The 22,065-nt window shown below is 66.7% G+C and carries 16 protein-coding genes and 1 riboswitch; of the genes, 7 read left to right on the top strand and 9 right to left on the bottom strand.

The features are described 5' to 3' along the window. Positions 1–474: 474 nt before the first annotated feature. Entirely contained in the window at positions 475–1,455 is a 981-nt protein-coding gene (locus AC3WTC_RS07115; RefSeq protein WP_025878548.1) for an AraC family transcriptional regulator, read from the top strand. A 357-nt stretch (positions 1,456–1,812) separates the two neighbouring features. Here the strand turns inward: AC3WTC_RS07115 and AC3WTC_RS07110 are convergent, their stop codons facing one another. Both AC3WTC_RS07110 and AC3WTC_RS07105 read right to left on the bottom strand, forming a co-directional pair. After that, positions 1,813–2,952, bottom strand: coding sequence for a DUF3103 family protein (locus AC3WTC_RS07110; protein ID WP_492711207.1), 1,140 nt, complete (start codon positions 2,950–2,952; stop codon positions 1,813–1,815). A gap of 176 nt (positions 2,953–3,128) precedes the next feature. After that, a complete protein-coding gene (locus tag AC3WTC_RS07105) occupies positions 3,129–4,379 on the bottom strand; it encodes a DUF819 family protein (RefSeq protein WP_025877087.1) in 1,251 nt (416 codons plus the stop codon). Positions 4,380–4,535: 156 nt separating this feature from the next. On the opposite strand from AC3WTC_RS07105, the gene AC3WTC_RS07100 reads away from it, so the two are divergent. Further along, a complete protein-coding gene (locus AC3WTC_RS07100; RefSeq protein ID WP_025877085.1) occupies positions 4,536–4,925 on the top strand; it encodes a VOC family protein in 390 nt (129 codons plus the stop codon). Between the two features lie 87 nt (positions 4,926–5,012). Here the strand turns inward: AC3WTC_RS07100 and AC3WTC_RS07095 are convergent, their stop codons facing one another. Together AC3WTC_RS07095 and AC3WTC_RS07090 are read right to left on the bottom strand one after the other, a co-directional pair. Further along, complete coding sequence (locus AC3WTC_RS07095) at positions 5,013–6,293, bottom strand: sensor histidine kinase (RefSeq protein ID WP_032951976.1); 1,281 nt, start codon at positions 6,291–6,293, stop codon at positions 5,013–5,015. Then, positions 6,283–6,993 (bottom strand): response regulator transcription factor, encoded by a 711-nt coding sequence (locus tag AC3WTC_RS07090; protein WP_025877081.1) that lies wholly within the window; start codon positions 6,991–6,993, stop codon positions 6,283–6,285. The genes AC3WTC_RS07095 and AC3WTC_RS07090 overlap by 11 nt, the downstream gene beginning before the upstream one ends. Positions 6,994–7,125: 132 nt before the next feature. On the opposite strand from AC3WTC_RS07090, the gene AC3WTC_RS07085 reads away from it, so the two are divergent. From AC3WTC_RS07085 to AC3WTC_RS07070, 4 genes are all read left to right on the top strand, one after another. Beyond that, a complete protein-coding gene (locus tag AC3WTC_RS07085) occupies positions 7,126–8,829 on the top strand; it encodes an ArnT family glycosyltransferase (RefSeq protein ID WP_492711203.1) in 1,704 nt (567 codons plus the stop codon). A 112-nt stretch (positions 8,830–8,941) separates the two neighbouring features. Beyond that, the gene (locus AC3WTC_RS07080) at positions 8,942–9,694 is read left to right on the top strand and encodes a phosphatase PAP2 family protein (RefSeq protein ID WP_313282223.1); all 753 of its coding nucleotides are present in this window, start codon (positions 8,942–8,944) and stop codon (positions 9,692–9,694) included. Further along, on the top strand, positions 9,691–11,340 hold the full coding sequence (locus AC3WTC_RS07075) for a phosphoethanolamine transferase (protein ID WP_492711201.1): 1,650 nt from the start codon (positions 9,691–9,693) through the stop codon (positions 11,338–11,340). Before AC3WTC_RS07080 ends, AC3WTC_RS07075 begins: the two co-directional genes overlap by 4 nt. 537 nt (positions 11,341–11,877) lie before the next feature. Then, entirely contained in the window at positions 11,878–13,842 is a 1,965-nt protein-coding gene (locus tag AC3WTC_RS07070; RefSeq protein WP_025877075.1) for a M2 family metallopeptidase, read from the top strand. A 121-nt stretch (positions 13,843–13,963) separates the two neighbouring features. Here the strand turns inward: AC3WTC_RS07070 and AC3WTC_RS07065 are convergent, their stop codons facing one another. The 3 genes from AC3WTC_RS07065 to AC3WTC_RS07055 all read right to left on the bottom strand — a co-directional run bounded on the left by AC3WTC_RS07065 (position 13,964) and on the right by AC3WTC_RS07055 (position 16,698). Further along, a complete protein-coding gene (locus AC3WTC_RS07065; protein ID WP_025877073.1) occupies positions 13,964–14,356 on the bottom strand; it encodes a hypothetical protein in 393 nt (130 codons plus the stop codon). Positions 14,357–14,433: 77 nt separating this feature from the next. Further along, the gene (locus tag AC3WTC_RS07060) at positions 14,434–15,330 is read right to left on the bottom strand and encodes a siderophore-interacting protein (protein ID WP_180830844.1); all 897 of its coding nucleotides are present in this window, start codon (positions 15,328–15,330) and stop codon (positions 14,434–14,436) included. A gap of 141 nt (positions 15,331–15,471) precedes the next feature. Further along, positions 15,472–16,698: a multidrug effflux MFS transporter gene (locus tag AC3WTC_RS07055; RefSeq protein ID WP_025877069.1), complete on the bottom strand. Its 1,227-nt coding sequence runs from the start codon at positions 16,696–16,698 to the stop codon at positions 15,472–15,474. Between the two features lie 299 nt (positions 16,699–16,997). Further along, positions 16,998–17,100, top strand: a riboswitch (glycine riboswitch). A gap of 61 nt (positions 17,101–17,161) precedes the next feature. Here AC3WTC_RS07055 and gcvP point away from each other — a divergent pair. Beyond that, on the top strand, positions 17,162–20,029 hold the full coding sequence (gene gcvP / locus AC3WTC_RS07050) for an aminomethyl-transferring glycine dehydrogenase (RefSeq protein ID WP_025877067.1): 2,868 nt from the start codon (positions 17,162–17,164) through the stop codon (positions 20,027–20,029). 100 nt (positions 20,030–20,129) lie between these two features. On the opposite strand, the gene AC3WTC_RS07045 is transcribed toward gcvP, so the two are convergent. Beyond that, on the bottom strand, positions 20,130–20,540 hold the full coding sequence (locus AC3WTC_RS07045) for a VOC family protein (protein ID WP_025877065.1): 411 nt from the start codon (positions 20,538–20,540) through the stop codon (positions 20,130–20,132). Positions 20,541–20,645: 105 nt separating this feature from the next. Further along, complete coding sequence (locus tag AC3WTC_RS07040; RefSeq protein ID WP_032951979.1) at positions 20,646–22,016, bottom strand: amino acid permease; 1,371 nt, start codon at positions 22,014–22,016, stop codon at positions 20,646–20,648. Between the last annotated feature and the right edge of the window lie 49 nt (positions 22,017–22,065).

Below are 22,065 nucleotides of genomic sequence, written 5' to 3'. Positions count from 1 at the left end.
ACGTGCATGGTCATGCTGTCCCCCTGGGTGTGGCCGCTGTCTGCGTGCCCGATCACCGTGTATTCGACTTTGCCTGAATGGCGGTTCCCTGCAACCGGAACCTATATGCAAATTCGGCAGATTCGCTGGATGCCTGAATATTCCGGCGCGGATCTGTGACGTAAATCCGTTCCTGCGCAAAACGATTCATGGTCGTGCAGATAATGTGATGCCCATCCGCGCGCATGCGAAAACCATGCCATCGGCGCGCACATTTTCTTCACGCAGTTGATAATTCCGCAGCGTCGAAACATCCTGTTTACGACTGCCGATTATCGGGCATACTCGCATTCAAGGTTTTGCATTTTCAGGGAGGGACGCGCGTGCATCGCAGCGTCCATCTCGGCAACGGACGATGCTCTTGGAAACGGCGTGCGCCCTGTCAGGCAGTGGGGGCGGGGTCGTGCGGCAGGCCAAACGGGGGACGACACTGTCATGGTCGATGGTGGGGTGGAAGACAACGACGACGGCGATCTCAGGTCAATCGACCTGGCCACGCTGAGCGGCGTGCTCCGCGTGTGCGATGTGGAACTGTTGCTGCTCGATGGCAATGGTCCGCGCGCGGCATTTGCTTCGCGCGTTCACGAGGAAGCCCTGTTCTGCAGCATCACCTGTGGCTTCCACTGCCGCGGCCGTTTCATGCTGCCGCCGGACTGGGCAATGCTCGGCTACCTGCACACCACCGATGATGCATTGAGCTGGTGCCATGGCGTGCCGCTGACGCCGGGCATGGCCTTGACCGTGATGCCCGAAGGCATCAGTGAATTCACTCTCAGCCCTGGTACCCAGATGACGCTGATGCTGGTGCCGGTCGCGCGCGTGCAGCGCAAGTTGACCGAGCTGAGCCTGCGCAGCACGCCACCGGCGGGGCAGGCGCTTTCACTGTTCAACCTTGGCGATGATGCGATGCCGCTGGTACGCCATTACCAGCAACTGCACGCGCAGCTGGGGCAGGGTGGTGGGCTGCAGCCGGAAGAAACCGAGCGCCTGCTGCACGAGCATGTCCAGGCGCTGCTCGGTGCCGGCCCAGCCGATCGGCCCAGTTGCAGCCGCGCTCGCCGCACGCATTACCTGATCGCGCAGCGGGCGGAGAACTTCATGCGCCTCAATCTTCGCCGCAATATCTACATGAATGAAATCTGCGACGCCGCCGGCGTCAGCGAGCGTGGCCTGCGCTATGCGTTTGAGGATCTGTTCGGCACCTCGCCCAATCGCTACCTGTCGATGCTGCGGCTGTGCGCGGCCTGCCGCAGCCTGTCGATGGCCGATTCCAACCGGCGCTCGGTCAAGGCCATCGCCCTCAGTTGCGGGCTGTGGGATCTTTCCCGCTTTGCCGACAACTACCGGAAAGTGTTCGGCGAACTGCCGCGTGACACGTTGATGCGCGCGCCGGCACAGCTCGGCCAGCCAGCCTGAGGGGTATCGGCCGGGCTGCCGCCCGGCACCCGCAGAGGCCAAAGCCAAAGCCAAAGCCAAAGCCAAAGCCAAAGCCAAAGCCAAAGCCAAAGCCAAAGCCAAAGCAACAGCCGGCTCTGGGTTTTCTGTCGGTGGGCGGGGCGGTGTGGGCTTGCAGGACACGCCGTAAACCCGTCCATGGGGGCTCGATGGCGCCATCCATGGCGCCAACGGTCCTGCAAGCCCACACCGCCCCGCCTTTGACAGATTTCCGGTGACGGTGCGAATCATCCGGGGCCTGATCCGTTTTCCCTGGAGAACGGATCAGGCCCCTTTCTGTTCGTGGATGCCGGCGGTTGCGAGCGCCACCCGGCGGGACTATTCCGTGAGGGTGATCGGGGTCAGGGTGACCTTGGCGTTGTTGGCCGCTCCCATCCGGTCCTGGTAGGCCTGGCCGCGCTGCAACAGGTAGTAGCTGTCGATATAGTCGATGTCGTTGGCAAACCACGACGTGGGCATGGCCTTGAGGATCGCGCCTGCGATGTCGGCGATGACGGCATACTCAGGAGCGAAGGCGCCCAGTGCGGCTTTGACGCCGTTGCTCAGCGCCACCAGCAGCTCCTGGTAGTTGGTATCGCCGTCATCTTCGAACAGCTGCACGTTGGCGGCGTTGAAGCGATAGTTGCCCCAGATGATCAGCGGTTGCTGCGGGGTGTAGTCGGTACCGTCGTAGTCCAGGTACGGCATGTCGACGGTGACCATCTCCGGTGCGGTGGCGCCCACCTGCAGACCGGAAACAACAGCGAACACCTCGGCTGCCCCCAGCGCCCAGGGCTCCTGGTCGTCCGCCAGGCGGATGCGGTCCAGGCGGGTGATATCCAGCGACGCCTGCGTACCGTCAGCCGACAGCTGGATGCGTTCGGGCGATTGCAGGCCGCGGGCCTTCAGCCCCGCATTGACCAGGGCCATGCCCTCCTGCACGGCACGCCGCGTGTCGACGTCGACGATCAGCACCGGAAAGTCCGGGGCCCGTTTCGCATCCAGTACATGCGCGCGGCCCTGCGCGTCGTAGGCGGTGATCGTGGTCCAGTCGCGATCATTGCCACGCGGCAGACTGGCCACCCACAGCGGATGCGCATTGATGGCCGCCAGCGAGTGCCCCTCGGGCACGTACGCACGCAGCTGCAGCAGCCCCTGCCCCTGTGCCGGGAGCCCCTTGCGCTGGCGCAGCTGGCGATCGCCAGCAGCCAGCGATGCACTGGCCAGCGTATGCGCCTTCGGATCGAAACGGCCCATCAGCGATTGCACCGGCACGCCCTGCTCCGGCGCCGCATGCAGCGAGCTGCGCACTGCATCGGCGAACCCTGGCTGGGCGATCAGTGCCGCCACCTCGCGCGCACCGGCATCGGTCAGCACCTGCACATCGGCGCCGCCGGCCCTCACCGGTCCCTGCGCGAAGGCCCCCGTGCTGGCCAGCAACAGCACCAGTGCGGAAACCCGAAACCTCCATTGCTTCATCATCGACGGCCCCATCAAACGTCGCCGGCAACGCCGGCAGGAGCTTCCCACGCTACGGCGCACGCGCCATACGTTCCGGTATGTGCCGCACAGTTCCGGCAGCGTCCCGCGAAAAGCAGCCGAGCGTGGGCTCGGCTCTACCCGTTCCTGATTTCCGTCGCTGGCCGCGAGAGGGCTCAGCCGTTGGCCATCCACTTCAGGATCAGCCCGGTCACATACGCCAGGCCGGTACCGGTGGCATAACCGACCGTGCCGAGCAGCACGCCCACCGGCGCCAGCGTCGGATGGAATGCTGCCGCCACCACCGGTGCCGAGGCGGCGGCGCCAATGTTGCCCTGCGAACCGATCGCGAAGAAGAACAGCGGCGCACGCACCAGCTTGGCCACGATCCACAGCACAAGCACGTGGGTGGCCATCCAGATGGCCCCCAGCAGGAACAGCCACGGACGATCCAGCAGCGACAACAGGTTCATCTGCATGCCGATGCAGGCGATCAGGAAATACAGGAACACGGTGCCCAGGCGCGAGGCGCCTGCCGCTTCCAGCCGGCGTGCACGGGTGAAGCTGAGCGTCAGGCCCATCGCGGTGGACAGCAGGATCACCCACACAAACTGGCTGTCGAGGCTGAACTGGCTGGCCCAGCTGACATTGGCCTTGAACCAGCCCGACAGCGGTGCGGCGATGGCATGGGCCAGGCCGACGCCGCCCAGTGCCACGCCGACGATCACCATCAGGTCGGTCATGCTGGGGATGCGCGCGTTCTGTGCCTCGTAGGCGCTGATGCGCGCCTTCATCTCATCGATGGCGCGGGTGTCGGCACCGTTGCGGGCATCGATCTGCTGGGCGCGGTTGGCCATGAACAACAGGATCGCCATCCACAGGCTGGCGCAGGCCACGTCGACCACCGCGAACTGGCCGAAGGTGGTGGCATCGGTGCCGAACACTTCGCGCATGGCGACCATGTTGGCGCCACCGCCGATCCAGCTGCCGGCCAACGCGGCCATCCCGGCCCAGGTGTCGCCAGCCACGGTTTCCGGATGGATCAGCTTCATCACCTGGAAGGAGACGATGGCGCCGAGCATGATGCCGGCGGTGCCGGCGCAGAACACCAGCAGCAGCTTCGGCCCCAGCTTGGCGATGCCCTTCAGGTCGATCGACAGGGTCAGCAGGACCAGCGCCGCCGGCAACAGCACATCGCGGGCGACCGGGTTGTACAGCGAGGTGTTGTGGCCATCGATGACACCGGCGGTGTTGTAGATGGCGGGGATGAAATAGCACAGCAGCAGTGCAGGCACCCAGGCGAAGATCTTCTTCAGCAGGGGCGTCGGGCCACTGGCGGCCCAGAAGATCAGGGCAAGGGTGGCGGCGATCAGACCAAGGCCAACGATGTCGTTGCTGATCAGGGCAGTAGCGGGTTCGGTCGGCATGGGATCCTCTGTCGATCGAAAGAGCGGAAAAGAAAAGCGCCGCATAAGCGGCGCGGGTCGAAATTAACATAGTCTTCACGCAGGGTCATGCTGCGCTGCTTGCGGCAGCGCGTGGGCCTGCCGAGAATCGCTGCATTCCCTACTGGAGCCTGCCCCATGCAACTCGGCGCTTTTTCAGTCAGCCTGGCGGTGAAGGACCTGGCCACCTCACGTGCGTTCTACGAAGCGCTGGGGTTCTCGGTGACCGGTGGTGATGCGGCGCAGAACTGGTTGGTACTGCGCAACAACGGCATCGTGGTCGGCCTGTTCCAGGGCATGTTCGAGGGCAACCTGCTCACCTTCAATCCCGGCTGGGACCAGCACAAGCAGGAACTGGCGTCCTTCCAGGACGTGCGTGAGGTACAGGCCGAGCTGGACGCCAAGGGCATCGCGCTCACAGCGCGTGCCGATCCCGATGGCGAAGGTCCGGCCTATCTGCAGCTGACCGATCCCGATGGCAACGTGATCCTGATCGACCAGCACGTGGCGCGGCCAACGGGGCGGTGACGCGGCCAGCGTGCCAAGCAAGGTTGGCACCTACCGGAACGCACGCGGCCATTGCCTGGTAGGCGTCGACCCTGGTCGACGGACAGGTCAGCCTGGCCGCGATGTACCAAAGTCGAGCGAGGCCAGGGTGCCGCGCGGTTGGCAGGGCTGCAGCTGCAGGGTCCAGCCCAGGTGCTCGCACAGCCGCGCGATCAGTTCCAGGCCGATGCCGCCGCGGTCGCCGCGCTCACCGCGGGCCATCCGCGCGTGGATCGCTGCGATCTCCTCCGGGCTCATGCCATGGCCGGGGTCCTGCAGGGTCAACACCGCTGCCGAGGTCAGGCGCAGCTCGATATGACCGCGGCCGCTGTTCTCGATGGCATTGCGCAGCAGGTTGCCGATCGCTGCCTGCACCACCGCCAGCGGCGCGACGATGTCGACCGGCGCGGCCTGGATGCCGATGCTCAGGTCCTTGTCGCCCAGCAGGTGGCGATGGTCGTCGACGATCTCCGGCAGCAGCTGGTCCAGCGCGATGCGCTCGGCACGGGCAGCCAGGCGAGCGGGATCACGCGCCAGCACCAGCAACAGCTCGATCAGCTGCTCAACGCCCTGCGCGGTACGCAGCACGCGCTGCATCTGCTGTCGTGCGCGCTCAGGCAGGCCGGGCTGCTCCAGCGCCAGTTCGGCCGCACCGGTCATCACGGCGATCGGCGTGCGCAGTTCATGGCTTGCGGTACTGATGAACACCCGCTCGCGCTCGACGAACTGCTCGTTGCGATCAAGGTAATCGTTCAGCGCATCGGCGATGGTGTGCAGCTCGGAACTGCCGCGCGGATCGACGTCAATGCGCTGGCCCTGCACGCCGGGCCGCAGTGCACCGATGTGCTGGGCCAGCAGGCTCAAGGGGCGCACCATGCGCTCCATGCCGAAGGAGGCCATCAACACGGTGACGAAGATCATGATGATGCCGGCCAGCATCACCCAGCGCGTTGCGAATTGTTCCAGATCGTGGAAATCGGAGATGTCCAGGGCCAACGCAACCCGCCCCATCGAGCCGGTATCGCGCACCATCACCGCCGTCTCGCGCTCGCCGATCATCACCCCGTCATGCAACCCCGGATGCAGGGTGCGCAGGCTGGCGGGCATGTTGGCTTCATTGAAGCGGAACAGGCTCAGCGTGTCCGAGTCCTGCCAGCGATAGTGCGGCTCGTGCTCGGTGTGCTCGACGATGCTGTCCAGTTCGGAATTGAGCAGCGCGCGCCACGCCGCGTGCTCGGCGTGTTCGTGCACGTAGTTGCCCACACTGAACACCGCCAGCGAAATCAGCGCCAGGTAGCCCAGCAGCCACCACACCACCCGCCGGTACAGCGGCCCGGGCTTACGCGCCATCGTCATCGTTCCGTGCGTCCGCGCCTGCGGTGGACGCCAGCCGGTAGCCCACCCGTGGCAGGGTGTGGATCAGCTTGTCGGCAAAGGGGCCGTCCACGCTGCGGCGCAGTTCGTACACATGCGAGCGCAGCAGGTCGCCGTCCGGTGGTTCGTCACCCCACAGGGCGAATTCCAGCTGCTGCCGGGTGACCGCGCCCGGGCTGGCGCGCATCAGCACTTCCAGCAGCTTGCGGCAGGCCGGGTACAGGTGCAGCACCTGGCCGGCGCGCTGCGCCTCCAGGCTGGCCAGGTCCAGCACCAGGTCGCCCACCTGCAGGCGCTTGCGCGGATTGCGACCCTGAGCGCGCAGCAGCAGCGCCTCCAGGCGCACTTCCAGTTCCGGCAATGCGAATGGCTTGGTCAGGTAATCATCTGCGCCGGCACGGAAGCCGGCGATCTTGTCCGGCAGTTCGTCGCGTGCGGTCAGCATGATCACCGGCACTTCCGAGGCATGCTCGGAGCGCAGCCGCCGCAGCACCTCCGGGCCTTCCATGCGCGGCAGCATCCAGTCCAGGATCACCGCGTCATACGGGTGGCTGCCGGCAAGGTGCAGGCCGGTGATGCCATCCGGGGCCACGTCGAGCACATGCCCGCGCGACTCGAAATAGTCGAACAGGTTGGCCACCAACTGGCGGTTGTCCTCGATCACCAACAGGCGCATGCACGAAACATCCACGGAAGTTCATGCCATGGTAGCGCTGCGGATGTCGGAATGCGGTCGCCATGCCGGCCGCTCCGACGGCTTTCCCACGTGCCCCTCATCAGAATGGCCGTTTTGCTCCCGGAGCCTGCCGTGCCCGTTGCCCTGCCCCGCCGTTGGCACCTGCCGCTGCTGTGGTTGTTGATCGTGATGGCGCTGGCGGCCGGGCTTGGCATGCGCCAGCCGCAGCCACCGGACGAACCACGCTTCGTCCTGGCCGCACGTGCCATGGTGGAGAGCGGCGAGTGGCTGCTGCCACACCGGGGCAGCGAGCTGTACGCCGAGAAGCCGCCGGTGTTCATGTGGCTGCAGGCCGCCGCCCACCAGGTGGTCGGCAGCTGGCAGTGGTCGTTCCTGCTGCCGTCGCTGCTGGCCGCGCTGCTCAGCCTGTGGCTGGTGTCCGACCTGGCACGCCGTCTATGGTCGCCACGGCATTCGTTGTACGCGCTTGGCGCACTGTTCTGCACCCTGCAGTTCGGCCTGATGGCCAAGCGCGCGCAGATCGACATGGTGCTGGTGGGCATGACCACGCTGGCCCTGTGGGGCCTGCTGCGCCACCTCTGCGAGCGCCGTAACCTGCCGGCCCTGTGGCTGGCCGGCTTTGCTGCCGGCGTCGGCACGGTGACCAAGGGGGTGGGCTTCCTGCCCTTGCTGATGGTGCTGCCCTGGCTGGGCTGGCGTTTGTACCAGCGCCGTCGCGGCCAGCCGGTGGACGGCCCCCACCCCGCCAGCCTGCTGTGGCTGATTCCGGCCTTCCTGCTGGGTACCGCGGTGTGGCTGGCACCGCTGGGCTGGGCGCTGCTGCATGAACCCAGTGCATCGCTGCAGTCGTACGCACACGAGCTGTTGTTCAAGCAGACCGGCACCCGCTATGCCAACGCCTGGCACCATCGCCAGCCGGTCTGGTACTACCTGCAGGTGATCGCCACGCTGTGGCTGCCGGGTGCCCTGCTGCTGCCGCTGATGGTCAAGCCGTGGTGGCGCCGGCTGCGTCGCGGCGACCAGCGCCAGTGGCTGCTGCTGGGCTGGGCCGCGCTGGTCCTGCTGTTCTTCACTGCCAGCCCCGGCAAGCGCGAGGTGTACGTGCTGCCGATGCTGCCGGCGATGGCACTGGCGGTGGCGCCGCTGTTGCCCGGCCTGCTGCGTCGCCTGTGCGTGCGCCGCTACCTGTTCGGCTACAGCCTGCTGCTGATGCTGGCCACCGGCGCGCTTGGCGTGATGATGCTGACCGACAGCCCCTGGGCGCAGGCGCAGCTGGCCCGGCGGGCGATGCCCGACACCCTGCTGCCCGTGTTCGGCGATGGCCTGCTGACCTTCGCCATCGCCGTGGCGACGCTGGCGGTGTGGCTGCGGATACGACGCGCGGCCACGCTGGTACTGCTCACCCACGGCCTGCTGTGGATGCTGTACGGACTGGTGCTGATACCGGCGCTGGACCCCTACGCCTCGGCGTCGGCGGTGATGCGCCGGGTGGGCACACGGATCGGCCCCGATGCGGAGCTGGCGCTGGTGGCCTGGCGCGAACAGAACCTGCTGCAGGCCGACCGGTCGGTGCGCGAGTTCGGCTTCAAGCGGCCGTGGGCAGAGCAGTGGCACGACGCCGGTCCATGGTTGGCCGAGGCGCCGGACAAGCGCTGGCTGCTGGTACTGGACAAGGCCATGAGCCCCTGTGTCGATCCGGCCCAGGTCATCGAGATCGGTGTTGCCAATCGCAATCGTTGGCAGTTGCTTCCGGGCACCGCTTGGGATGCGGCCTGCCATGCCGAGCGTGCAGGCGCCAACGACGACGAAGACTGAACGATGATTCGCGCCGGGCACCGATTAACCCGGCGCAAACGCGTGTACGACCCTTCTCCGACATGCCAGTGACGAGCATGGCCGCGGATTCCCGTAACGGCCCCTTCCCTGCATGCCCGCTCGCCCTCTTGTCCCGGCAGTCTCCTTTGCGCCCTCGCTGCTGGCGTCGCGTTTTGCCGTTACCCATCTTTGGCTGCCTTCTGTCATCGGCGTTGCGGTGTTCACCGTGCTGATGGGCCTGGGTGGCGACCAGTGGCTGGCCGACCATCTGTTCCGGCTGGAAGGCGGCCGCTGGGCGCTGCAGGATGCATGGCTGACGCGTTCGGTGGTGCACAAGGCCGGCAAGTGGCTGAGCACCGCTGCGGCACTGGTGGCGATGCTGCTGTGCTTCCACCACTGGCGCCGCGGCCGCGATCGCACGCTGCGTTGGGCGCTGCTGTATGTGGTGGTGGCCGTGGCACTCGGCACCGGGCTGATCTCGCTGCTGAAGTCGCTGGTGCCGATGGACTGCCCGTGGGATCTGCTGCGCTATGGCGGACACGACCCGTTCGTCGGTCTTCTCAGCAGCCGCCCGACCGGCATGGCCGCCCGCGCCTGCTTCCCCGCCGGCCACGCAAGCGCGGGATACGCATGGATGTGCCTGTACTTCTTCGCGCTGCTGTGGCGCCCCGCCTGGCGTTGGGCCGGGCTGTGGATCGGCCTCGGCAGCGGCCTGGTGTTCGGCATCGGCCAACAGCTGCGCGGCGCCCACTTCCTTTCGCATGACGTTGCCACCGCCTTGGTCTGTTGGCTGCTGTCGCTGGGCCTGTACCTGATGGTCCGCCGCCAGTTGGATCGCTCGACCCGCCAGGAGGCGATTGCATGAACGCATCGGTCCAACGTTCCTTGCGGCTGCCGACACTGGCCAGCATCCGCGCATGGCGGCCACAGCTGTCCACCGAAGCGCTGATCGTGCTGACCAGCCTGTTCTTCGCTGTGGCCGGCAATGGCCTGTTCTGGCACAGCGCCATGGCCAGCCATCCGGGCAGCCTGCGCTATGCGCTTTCGCTGTTGTTGCTGCTGCTGGGTGCACACGGTGTGCTGCTGGGCATCCTGGTGTGGCGCTGGAATGCCAAGGTGGTGATCAGCCTGCTGCTGCTGGTCACCGCGTTTGCCGCGCACTACATGAGCCGTTACCACATCTATCTGGATGCGGACATGCTGCGCAACGTGCTGGCTACCGACCCCAAGGAAAGCCGCGAACTGATGACGGTGTCGCTGCTGTGGCCGGTCCTGCTGCTGGCTGTGTTGCCGATGGTGGTGCTGTGGCGCGTTGACCTGCGCCGCCGCAGCTGGGGCCGCAGCCTGCTGTGGCGCATCGGCTTCCTGCTGGTCGCTGCGGTCACCGCACTCGGTGGCGCGCTGGTGTCCTTCCAGGATGTGTCGGCGCTGATGCGCAACCAGCGCGAAGTGCGCTACCTGGCCACGCCGGCCAATGTGCTGCTGGGGCTGCCGCGTGCCCTGCGCGGCGACAACCCGGTGCAACGCGCGCCGAAGCTGCCGATCGGTACCGATGCCAAGGCGACCCCGCGCGCAGCGACCAGCAAGCCACGCCTGCTGGTGATCGTGATGGGCGAAACGGTGCGCGCGCAGAACTGGGGCCTGAATGGTGGCCGCAATACCACGCCGGAGCTGGCGCAGGCGGCGGTGGTCAATTTCCCGGACATGCACTCCTGCGGTACCAGCACCGAGGTTTCGCTGCCCTGCCTGTTCTCGCCGTGGGGACGCCACGAGTACGACGAAAAGAAGATCCGTGCGCACCAATCGCTGCTGCATGTACTGAACCGCGCGGGCATCGCACCGCTGTGGCGCGACAACCAGTCCGGCTGCAAGGGCGTATGCGAGGGCCTGGATTTCCAGTCGCTGTCGGACGCGACCACGCCGGGGCTGTGTGCCGATGGCCGTTGCATGGACGAGATCCTGCTGCAGGACCTGGCGACGCAGGTGCGTGCGCGCCCGGGTGATCGGGTGGTGGTGCTGCACCAGCTGGGCAACCATGGCCCGGCCTATTTCGAACGCTACCCGGCCGCCTTCCGTCGCTTCACCCCGACCTGTGACACCCAGGACATTGGTCGCTGCTCGCGCGAAGAGATCACCAACAGTTACGACAACGCCGTGCTGTACACCGATCACTTCCTGAGCAAGACCATCGGCACGCTGCAGGGCCTGCAGGACTACGACACGGCGATGATCTACCTGTCCGACCACGGTGAATCGCTGGGCGAAAAGGGCCTGTACCTGCACGGTGTGCCGTACGCGATCGCACCGGCCGAGCAGACCCGGGTGCCGATGACGATGTGGTTCTCGCCGGGCTTCGCCAGCAGCCGTGGACTGGACCTGCAGTGCGTGCGCAAGCGCTCGGCCAGCTACACCGACCACGACAACCTGTTCCCGTCGGTGCTGGGGCTGATGCAGGTGAAGACCTCGCTGTACGAGCGGGATCGCGACCTGTTCGCCGGCTGCGAGAGTTAGGGTTGTTCGGCAGGGCTTGCAGCCCTGCACCTGCTGCAAGCAACAGCAACAGCCGAAGCAAACGCAGAAGCGGGTTTCCTGAGGGATGGCGGGGTGGGTCCGGTGGCGGGAGACGCCGTAAACCCGTCCATGGGGGCTTGGCCGCGGCATCCATGCCGCGGACACTCCCGCCACCGGACCCACCCCGCCTTCGACAGATTTCCGCTGCTGTTGGTGGGTGCCGACCGTTGGTCGGCACGGGGTCGGATCCGAATTTGAGTCTCGATTTCTGACAGATCTCATCCACGCATGGCGTGGATCTACTGCCATCACCGAATTGCGTCTGGGGCAGAGCCCCCTGAGTCAGGGGGCGGCCGCGAAGCGGCGGGGGTCTGGGAGCTGGTAAGTGGGGCCCGCGTTTCGCGCAGCGAAGCGTGGGAGCGACAGCGCGCATGCGATGTCGCGGTCCCTGGGCGCCGCCCGGCCGACTTCCGCCACTTGCGGTGGCAACGCCTGCCCACTAGCCTTCGGCGGTCGTTCACCACCCAAGGATCGCCCGTGAAACACCGTCATCTCCTGCTGGCCTCGGCAATCGCCGCCGCCACGCTGGCCCTGGCCGCCTGCAAGAAGGAAGCCGCCCCAGGCACCGAGACCGCCAGCAGCAGTGCACCGGCCGGCGAAACCGCTGACCAGTTCGTGGCCCGCATCAATGCCGAATTCAAGGCGGCCTACCCGGAGATGACCTCGGCGCAGTGGCTGTCCTCCACCTACATCAACAGCGATTCAGAGCGCATCGCGGCCAAGGCCAACGAGCGTTCGCTGACCCAGCTCAACAGCTGGATCGAGCAGGCCGGCAAGTTCGACGGCAAGCCGATGAGCGAAGACAGCAAGCGCGCGATCCACCTGCTGAAGCTGATGTCGTCGATGCCGGCGCCGCGCGACCCGGCCAAGCTGGCCGAACTGACCCAGATCGCCACCCGCATGGAAGGCAGCTACGGCGCAGGCAAGTACTGCACCGACGCCAACGATCCCAACTCCTGCCGCCAGCTGGGCGAACTGGAGCAGGTGCTGGCGCGCAGCCGCGACTATGACCAGCAGCTCGATGCCTGGCAGGGCTGGCACAGCACCACCAAGAGCATGCGCGGTGATTACCAGAAGTTCGTCGGCCTGGTGAATGAAGGTGCCAAGGGCATGGGCTTCACCGATGCCGGGCAGATGTGGCGCAGTGGCTATGACATGCCGCCGGAGCAGATCGGCCCGGAAACCGATCGCCTGTGGGAACAGGTCAAGCCGATGTACGAGCAGCTGCACTGCTACGCGCGCGGCAAGCTGGACAAGACCTATGGCAAGGACAAGGCCGAGGTGGGCAACGGCCTGATCGCCGCGCACCTGATGGGCAACATGTGGCAGCAGGACTGGTCCAACCTGTGGGACCAGCTGGAACCGTACCCGGGCGCCGGCAGCCTGGACATCACTGCAGCGCTGGAAAAGCAGTACCAGACCAACCTGAGCGCGGCGCTGGCCAAGGCCGGCAAGGATGCGAACGTAGCCGCGCAGTACAAGGCGCAACGCGAAGCCGAACTGCGCACCGCCAAGCAGATGACCGAGCGTGCACAGGATTTCTACGTATCGCTGGGCATGCCGTCGTTGCCGCAGTCGTACTGGGACAAGACCCAGTTCATCAAGCCCGATGACCGCGACGTGGTCTGCCACGCCAGTGCGTGGGACATGAACATGGAAGGCGATGTGCGCACCAAGATGTGCATCAAGCCCAACGAAGAGAACTTCACCACCATCTACCACGAGCTGGGCCACATCTATTACGACCTGGCCTACAACCCGCTGCCGCCGCTGTTCCAGGGCGGTGCCAACGATGGCTTCCATGAAGCGATCGGCGACACCATCGTGCTGGCGATGACGCCGAAGTACCTCAGCTCGATCGGGCTGGTCGACGCGCCGACCGAGAGCCGCGAAGCGGTCATCAACAACCAGATGCGCATGGCGCTGTCGGGTGTGTCGTTCCTGCCGTTCGGCCTGATGATCGACCGCTGGCGCTGGGGCGTGTTCGATGGTTCGATCACCCCGGACAACTACAACAAGGCATGGTGGGACCTGAAGGCCAAGTACCAGGGCGTGGCCCCGGCCAGCGCCCGTGGCGAGGAATTCTTCGACCCGGGTGCCAAGTACCACGTGCCGGGCAACACCCCGTATACCCGCTACTTCCTGGCGCGCATCCTGCAGTTCCAGTTCTACAAAGGCCTGTGCGATGCCGCCGGCTTCAAGGGCCCGCTGCACGAGTGCACCTTCTACGGCAACAAGGAAGCCGGCCAGAAGTACTGGGCGATGCTGAGCAAGGGTGCCAGCCAGCCGTGGCAGGCCACGCTGAAGGAACTGACCGGCTCGGACAAGCTCGATGCCGGCCCGATGATCGAGTACTTCAGCCCGGTCAATGCCTGGTTGAAGCAGCAGAACGAAGGCCAGATGTGCGGCTGGCAGGCCAACGCGGCACCGGCGGCGAAATGAAAAAAGGGCGGATCCGCGAGGATCCGCCCTTTTCCGTTTCGGTAGCGCCGGGCCATGCCCGGCGAGCGCAGCGGCGTAATGAAAAGCCGCCGGGCATGGCCCGGCGCTACCGCGATGACGATCAGTTGCTCTTCTTCGCCGCCAGCTGCGCGGCCAGCGCGGCCTTGAATTCCTCGAAGGTCTGCCCCTTCTCGTTGGCTTCGGCCTGCGCCGCATCGCGCAGTGCATCCGAATAGATCAGGCGCACCGGCGTGCCCTGCCGTTCGTGCAGTTCACCGGCCTGCATGATCAGCGCCAGTACCTGGGCCGCACTCTCGCTTTGGCCGGCGATGCGGCCATCCATGCCCAGCACCCATTCGCCATCGCGACGGACGATGCCGGCCAGCAGCGTGCGCTGCGTGTCGCGCAGCTCGGCGTGCGGCTCGACGGGCGAGGCGGTGGCGGCGGCCTTGTTGGCAGCCTGCTGTTCCTGGCGACGGCGCTGGTCGCGGCGGGATTTGGAAGAGGTCGACATCAGTGGGGCTTGCATTGCGGGGGCGCAAGGATAACCCACACCCCCTGCATGCCGGTTCACGCCCGTGCGGTAGCGGCTCAGTCCAGTACCCGCCCCTGCCGCCAGTACCCCATGAAGGTGATCGCGCGGCGATCCAGGCCGCAGTCCTTCAGCAGATGCCGGCGGATCGCCATCACCGCGCCGGCCTCGCCCGCTACCCAGGCATACAGCGCGCCGTCCGCGCTGGCGTCAGCCTGCTCCCACAGGATCTGCGCATCAACGTCGATGTCGTCCAGCTCGGCAGCCTCGGCGACGGTCGCGGCCGCCGCCAGCCGCGCCTGTACTGCCTGCAGCAACCGCTGCCCATGGGCCTGCTGCCCGCGTGGCAACCACACCAGTTCGGCCGTGGCCGGTGCCTTCAACGGCACCGCATCACCGGCCTGGGCGATCTCCAGCAGGGCCAGCGTGCGCGGCGGATCGGCCAGCCCGGCCAGTTCATCGAGGATGCCGGCCACCGCCGGCAATGCGGTCTCATCGGCCACCAGCAGCACCTGGCCTACCCCGGCTGGCGGCTTCCATTCCCAGCCCTCGCTGCTGTCCGCACAGTCGGCATCGGGGGCCAGCAGCACCACGCGGTCGCCCGGCCGTGCATGCGTGGCCCAGCGCGAGGCCGGTCCGGTCTGGCCATGCAGCACGAAGTCGACGTCGACCTCGCACTCGCCGGCACGCAGCTGGCGGAGGGTAAAGGTGCGCATCGGCGGCCGCGCGTCATCAGGCAGTGCCCGGTAACGGGCATACCAGTCTTCGCCGCTGGGAACGTCCGGCGCGTCCTGGCCGGGCAAGGGGAAAAACACCTTGATTCGCTGGTCCGGGCCTTCGGTCTTCATGTGCGCCACGTCGGCGCCGGTGAACACCATGCGGTCCAAAGAAGGAGAAAGAACGCGGCGCTCCTTCAGCGCCACCTCGAACAGGCGGTAGGTCTGCTGCGCAGCCATGCGGGTACCTCATGCGACGACATCGGAATGGCTGGCTGTCGTGCACCCACGAACCGGCTCGCTGGAAACCCCAGCCTAATCCCTGCCCGCAGCGCCGCAACGGATCCGCGCGTGATGACGCGCCCTACCCCTGCACGACGCTCAATGCGCCGTGCTGGCTGCCTCTGATGCGCGCTCGCGCTGGTGCTCCCAGTACCAGAACACGAAGCCGGCCGCGAAGAAGCCCGCCTGTCCCAGTGCCAGGTGCAGCGGGTTGTTGTGCAGCAGCGGCGATACCACGCCGGCCACCACGGTGCTGATCATCAGCTGCACGAACGCCTGCAGCGACGACGCCAGGCCGCGCTGCAGCGGATACATGTCCAGCACCGCCAGCGCCAGGATCGGGAAGATCAGCGCCATGCCCATGCCACCAAGGAAGATCGGCATCACCGCCCACGGCAGCGCGAACTGCGGCGCCAGGGTGACGTAGCCGATGTTCAACACGGCAGAGACCGCACACAGGGTGAAACCGAGCGCGACCTGCCGGGTCGGTGTGCTGTGCCCGGCCATGCGCCCGGACAGGAACGAACCGGTGGTCATGCCGCCGATGGTGGGAATGAACAACCACGCAAAGCCACCTTCACCCAGATGCAGGTGCTGCATCACGATGGCCGGCGCCGAGGAGATGTACAGGAAGATGCCGCCGAACCCGATGCTGCCGGCCAGGGCCAGGCGCAGGAACCGCGGATTGAAGCCGATGCGCACGTAATCGCGCAGCAACGTGCGTGGCGACAGGGCGATCCGCGCCTCCACCGGATGGGTTTCCGGCAGGAAGCGCGCGGTGGCCGCCAGCAGCACCAGCGCAAATACCACCAGGAACCAGAAGATCAGCGGCCAGCCGGCACCGCTGAGCAGGATCCAGCCACCGATGATCGGCGCGATGGCCGGGGCGATACCGAACAGCATCGACACCTGGCTCATCAGCCGCTGCGCGTCGTGGCCGTGGTACAGATCGCGGATCACCGCGCGGCCGACGATCATGCCCACGCCGGCGGACAGGCCCTGCAGTGCGCGGAACGCCAGCAGCGTGGTCAGGTCGGTAGACAACGCACAGCCCACCGAGGCGCCGACGAAGATCACCAGGCCGCCGAGGATCACCCGCTTGCGTCCCCACGCATCGGACAGCGGGCCATGGGCCAGGCTCATCAGGCCGTAGAACAGCAGGTAGACGCTGATGGTCTGCTGCACCGCCACCTCGTCCACCGCCAGACGCTGGGCCAGCTGCGGAAACGCGGGAAAGATGGTGTCGATCGAGAACGGACCGAACATGGCCAGGCCAGCGAGCAACAGGGCCATGCGGCGGGTGGAAGGAGCAACGGCGGCGGTCATCGGGCAAGCGTCCGGCAGGGCCATGCATGACACGCACGGCGGGCGCCGATCCCCTGCAGCAGGGACGGCGCCAGATGAATACGAGAATCCCACCATCATAGGTGGGGAATGCGCGCGATGCCATGCACGGATGCACAGAACGCACGCCCGGGCCATCGGCCATTCAGCCCCGTGAGGCCAGCCCGGGCCACCGTCAGGCGCCGGCAACGAGCTATAATCGGCGGGCAACACGGTGGGAGAAGCAGGTCACCGCTGCCGAAGGCGCAACGCCCGTAATCGCTCAGGCCCGATACCACCCGTAACAGAACTCTGGAGAGACCGGTTCGATCCGGCGCCGAAGGGGCACGAAGCTGCGGTTTTCCGCGCTTTTAAACTCTCAGGCAAAAGGACAGAGGGGCGCCCGCAGACCGCCGACCGGCGGCTTGTGCCCGTGCGTGTGCCCTTTCCTGACGGATCCTTCGCCATGTCCCAGAACACCCCTTCCCTGCGTGAGCTCGAGCACCATTCGGCGTTCGTCGAGCGCCACATCGGCCCCAACGATGCCGAGATCGCGCAGATGCTCGGCGTCATCGGCCACGCCTCGCTGGATGCGATGACCGATGCCATCGTGCCGGCCAAGATCAAGTCGCCGGCACCGCTGGCGCTGCCGGAGTCGATCACCGAAGTGCAGGCGCTGGCGAAGATCCGCGCGATCGCCGACAAGAACACCGTGCTGCGCAGCTTCATCGGCCAGGGCTACTACGGTACCCACACGCCGAACGTGATCCTGCGCAACATCCTGGAAAACCCGGCCTGGTACACCGCCTACACCCCGTACCAGGCGGAAATCTCGCAGGGCCGCATGGAAGCGCTGATCAACTTCCAGACCCTGTGCGCCGACCTGACCGGCATGGAAATCGCCAACGCCTCGCTGCTGGACGAAGCCACGGCCGCCGCTGAAGCGATGACCCTGGCCAAGCGCTCGGCCAAGTCGAAGTCGGACACCTTCTTCGTGCACGACGCCGTGCACCCGCAGACGCTGGAACTGCTGCGCACCCGCGCCGAGCCCATGGGCATCGTGCTGCGCGTGGGCACCCCGGCCGAAGCGCTGGAAGCGGAAGCCTTCGGCCTGCTGCTGCAGTACCCGGACACCTTCGGCCAGGTGGGCGACTACAAGGCGCTGGTCGATGCCGTGCACGCGCGCGGCGGCCTGGTGGCCGTGGCCACCGACCTGCTGGCACTGACCCTGCTGGCCGCCCCGGGCGAATGGGGTGCGGACATCGTGGTCGGCAACAGCCAGCGTTTCGGCGTGCCGTTCGGCTTCGGTGGCCCGCATGCTGCGTTCATGGCCTGCCGTGACGCCTACAAGCGTTCCATGCCGGGCCGCCTGATCGGCGTCTCGATCGACGCACAGGGCAACCCGGCCTACCGCCTGACCCTGCAGACCCGCGAACAGCACATCCGCCGCGAGAAGGCCACCTCCAACATCTGCACCGCACAGGTGCTGCTGGCGGTGATGGCCTCGATGTATGCCGTCTACCACGGCCCGGAAGGCCTGACCCGCATCGCCCGCCGCACCCATCGCCTGGCCGCCATCCTGGCCAGCGCGCTGCGCACTGCCGGTGTGCAGGTCGGTGCCGACTTCTTCGACACGCTGCACGTCACCGGTGTCGACGCCGACGCGATCCATGCCAAGGCCCGTGCCGCCGGCTACAACCTGCGTGCGATCGACAGCAGTTCGGTCGGCATCAGCCTGGACGAGACCGCCACCCGCGCCGACATCGTCGCCGTAGGCGCGCTGTTCGGTGCCACCGTTGATGTGGACGCGCTCGATGCCAGCACCGCCGATGCGCTGCCGGCCGGCCTGCTGCGCCAGTCCGCGTTCCTGACCCACCCGGTGTTCAACACCCACCACAGCGAGCACGAACTGCTGCGCTACCTGCGTTCGCTGGCCGACAAGGACCTGGCGATGGACCGCACGATGATCCCGCTGGGCTCGTGCACCATGAAGCTCAACGCCACCGCCGAAATGATTCCGGTGACCTGGCCGGAGTTCTCGCAGATCCACCCGCTGGTGCCGGCCGAGCAGGCGCTTGGCTACAAGGAACTGATCGATTCGCTGGAAGCAATGCTGGTCGAGTGCACCGGCTACGACGCCGTCAGCCTGCAGCCGAACTCCGGTGCGCAGGGCGAGTACGCCGGCCTGCTGGCGATCCGCGCCTACCACCGCTCGCGTGGCGAAGATCACCGTGACATCTGCCTGATCCCGGATTCGGCGCATGGCACCAACCCGGCCTCGGCGCAGATGTGCGGCATGAAGGTCGTGGTCACCAAGACCGATGCCAACGGCAACGTCGACGTTGAAGACATCCGCCTCAATGCCGAGAAGTACAGCGACCGCCTGGCCGCGATCATGATGACCTACCCGTCCACGCACGGCGTGTTCGAGGAAGAGGTGGTGGAGATCTGCGAGATCATCCACAAGCATGGCGGCCAGGTGTACACCGACGGTGCCAACATGAACGCCCTGGTCGGCGTGGCCAAGCCGGGCAAGTGGGGTTCGGACGTTTCGCACCTGAACCTGCACAAGACCTTCTGCATCCCGCACGGCGGCGGCGGCCCGGGCGTTGGCCCGTGTGCGGTCAAGTCGCACCTTGCCCCGTTCCTGCCGGGCAAGCTGGGTGACAACGGTCCGGTCGGCATGGTCAGCGCCGCCAGCTTCGGCAGCGCCTCGATCCTGCCGATCAGCTGGATGTACATCGCGATGATGGGCACCGAAGGCCTGCGCAAGGCCACCCAGGTTGCCCAGCTCAACGCCAACTACATCGCCAAGCGCCTGGCCCCGCACTTCAAGACCCTGTACACCGGTCGCAACGGCCTGGTCGCGCACGAGTGCATCCTGGACGTGCGTCCGCTGGAGAAGACAAGCGGCATCGGTGCCGAAGACGTGGCCAAGCGCCTGATCGACTTCGGCTTCCATGCCCCGACCCTGAGCTTCCCGGTGGCCGGCACGCTGATGGTCGAACCGACCGAAAGCGAATCGCTGCACGAGCTGGACCGCTTCATCGACGCGATGATCCAGATCCGCGAAGAGATCACCGCGATCGAAGACGGCCGCCTGGACCGCGAGGACAACCCGCTGAAGAACGCCCCGCACACGGCCACGGCCGTGACCGCCAGCGAGTGGACCCACGCCTACCCGCGCGAGCTGGCCGCCTTCCCGCTGCCGAGCCTGAAGCTGCAGAAGTACTGGCCGCCGGTAGCCCGCGTCGACAACGTGTACGGCGACAAGAACGTGATGTGTGCCTGCATCCCGGTCGATGCCTACAAGGATGATGAAGTCGAGGCGTAAGCCATCGCGGCATCGGAAATGAGAACGGCCCGCGCAAGCGGGCCGTTCTTGTTTTCCGGTAGCGACGAGCCATGCCCGGCGAGCGCAGCGGCAGAACGCGTCACGGGTCGGGCATCTGCCCCAGGCTCAACTGCCACGACACGCCGAAGCGGTCCTGCACCCAGCCGTAGCGGCTGCTGAAATCCTGCTCGCCCACCGGCATCAGCCAGTGCCCGCCGTCACCCAGCACGCGCGCGGCACGCTCGAATGATTCGGCGCCGGAACACTCGACGAACAGCGACATCGAGGGCGTGAAGGTGAAGTCGTGCACATCCAGGCTGTCAAAGCACAGGTAGTGGGTGCCGCCGAGCAGGAAAATGGCCTGGCGGACCTGCCCGGGCACGCCCGCGCCCGCCCCGTCCGGGTGGCGCTGCAGGGCCAGCAGGCGGAATTCGGCGAAGGCTTCGGCGTACAGGGCCAGCGCCGCTTCGGCCTGGCCGGTGAACATCAGGAAGGGACGGCTGCGCAGCATGCGGTGCTCCCGTTCGTCGGGCCGGTGATGGCCCACCCGATCAGGATGGCACGCGGAATGTGGGCGCGGCGTATCGGTAGCGCCGGGCCATGCCCGGCGGCCCCATCACGCCTCGCGCATGCGCCGGGCGATGGCGCTGCTGGCCGCGATGGTCGCCGTCAGCGCTACCATCGACAGGAACTGCAGGCGCGTATGCGCTTCACTCAGCAGCAGGCCGAAGATCAGCGCCAGGATCGCCAGCGCACAGACGGTCAGCCACGGGAAGCCCGCCATGCGGAACGGCAGGCGCGTGCCCAGGCGGTCGGCGCGACGGCGCAGCACCAGCTGCGAGACCAGCGACAACGTCCACACCAGCAGGCAGGTGGAACCGACGATGTTCAGCAGCACCGGCAACACCTTGTCCGGGAACAGCAGTTCCATGATGGTGGCAGCAAAGCCGAACAGGACGCTGGCCAGCACCGCGATCACCGGCACCTGGCGCGGATCGGTCCAGCCCAGCACGGCCGGTGCTTCGCGGCGTTGCGCCAGCGAATACATCATGCGCGAGGCGCCGTAGAGGTTGGCATTGAGCGCTGACAGCAGGGCGATCACCGCGATCAGGGTGATGGCGGTGGCCGCGCCCGGAATATTGGCGACATCGAGAACCGCGGCAAACGGCGACTTCAGCGCTTCGCTGGTCCACGGCACCACAGCGATGATCACGCTCAGCGAACCGATGTAGAACACCAGGATGCGCCAGGCCACGGTGCGGATGGCACGGGCGATGCTGCGCTCGGGGTCTTCGGTCTCCGCCGCAGCGACGGCCACGATTTCGGTGCCACCGAAAGCGAACACCACCACCAGCAGCGCCGCGCCGATGCCGGCCAGGCCCTTCGGTGCGAAGCCACCATGCTCGGTGAAGTTGCTCAGGCCCGGCGAGGCCACCTGCGGCAGCCAGCCCATCAGCAGCGCCACGCCCACGGCGATGAAGGCCAGGATCGCCGCTACCTTGAGGATGGCGAACCAGAATTCGAACTCGCCGAAGTTCTTCACCCCGAGCAGGTTGATCGCGGTGAAGAACAGCATGAAGGCCAATGCCGCCATCGGTACCGGCACCACCGGCCAGACCGTGGCCAGCAATCCGGCCGCCCCCACCGCCTCGGCGGCGATCACGATGACCAGCTGCACCCACCACAGCCAGCCCACGGTGGCACCGGCGGTGGCGCCCATGGCATCGGCCGCATACACCGAGAACGCACCGCTGGTCGGCTTGGCCGCGGCCATTTCGCCCAGCGCGTTCATCACGATGATCACCAGCGCACCGGCCACCAGGTAGGACACCAGCACCGCCGGGCCGGCCGCCTGCACGCCCACGCCGGAGCCGAGGAACAGGCCGGCGCCGATGGCGCTGCCCAGCCCCATCATGATCAGCTGGCGTGGCTTGAGCGAATGGCCGAGGCGGGAGGGCGAAGCGGTCGTATCGGGGGTGGCGGGCATCGGCAGGGCTGGCGGCGGCTACAAGGGCGACACCTTACCGTGTCCAGCC

Source organism: Stenotrophomonas sp. FW305-C-20-S1, from assembly GCF_058783335.1.
Note: the sequence above shows the minus strand (reverse complement) of the source record. Positions and strands in the feature narration are given on the sequence as shown.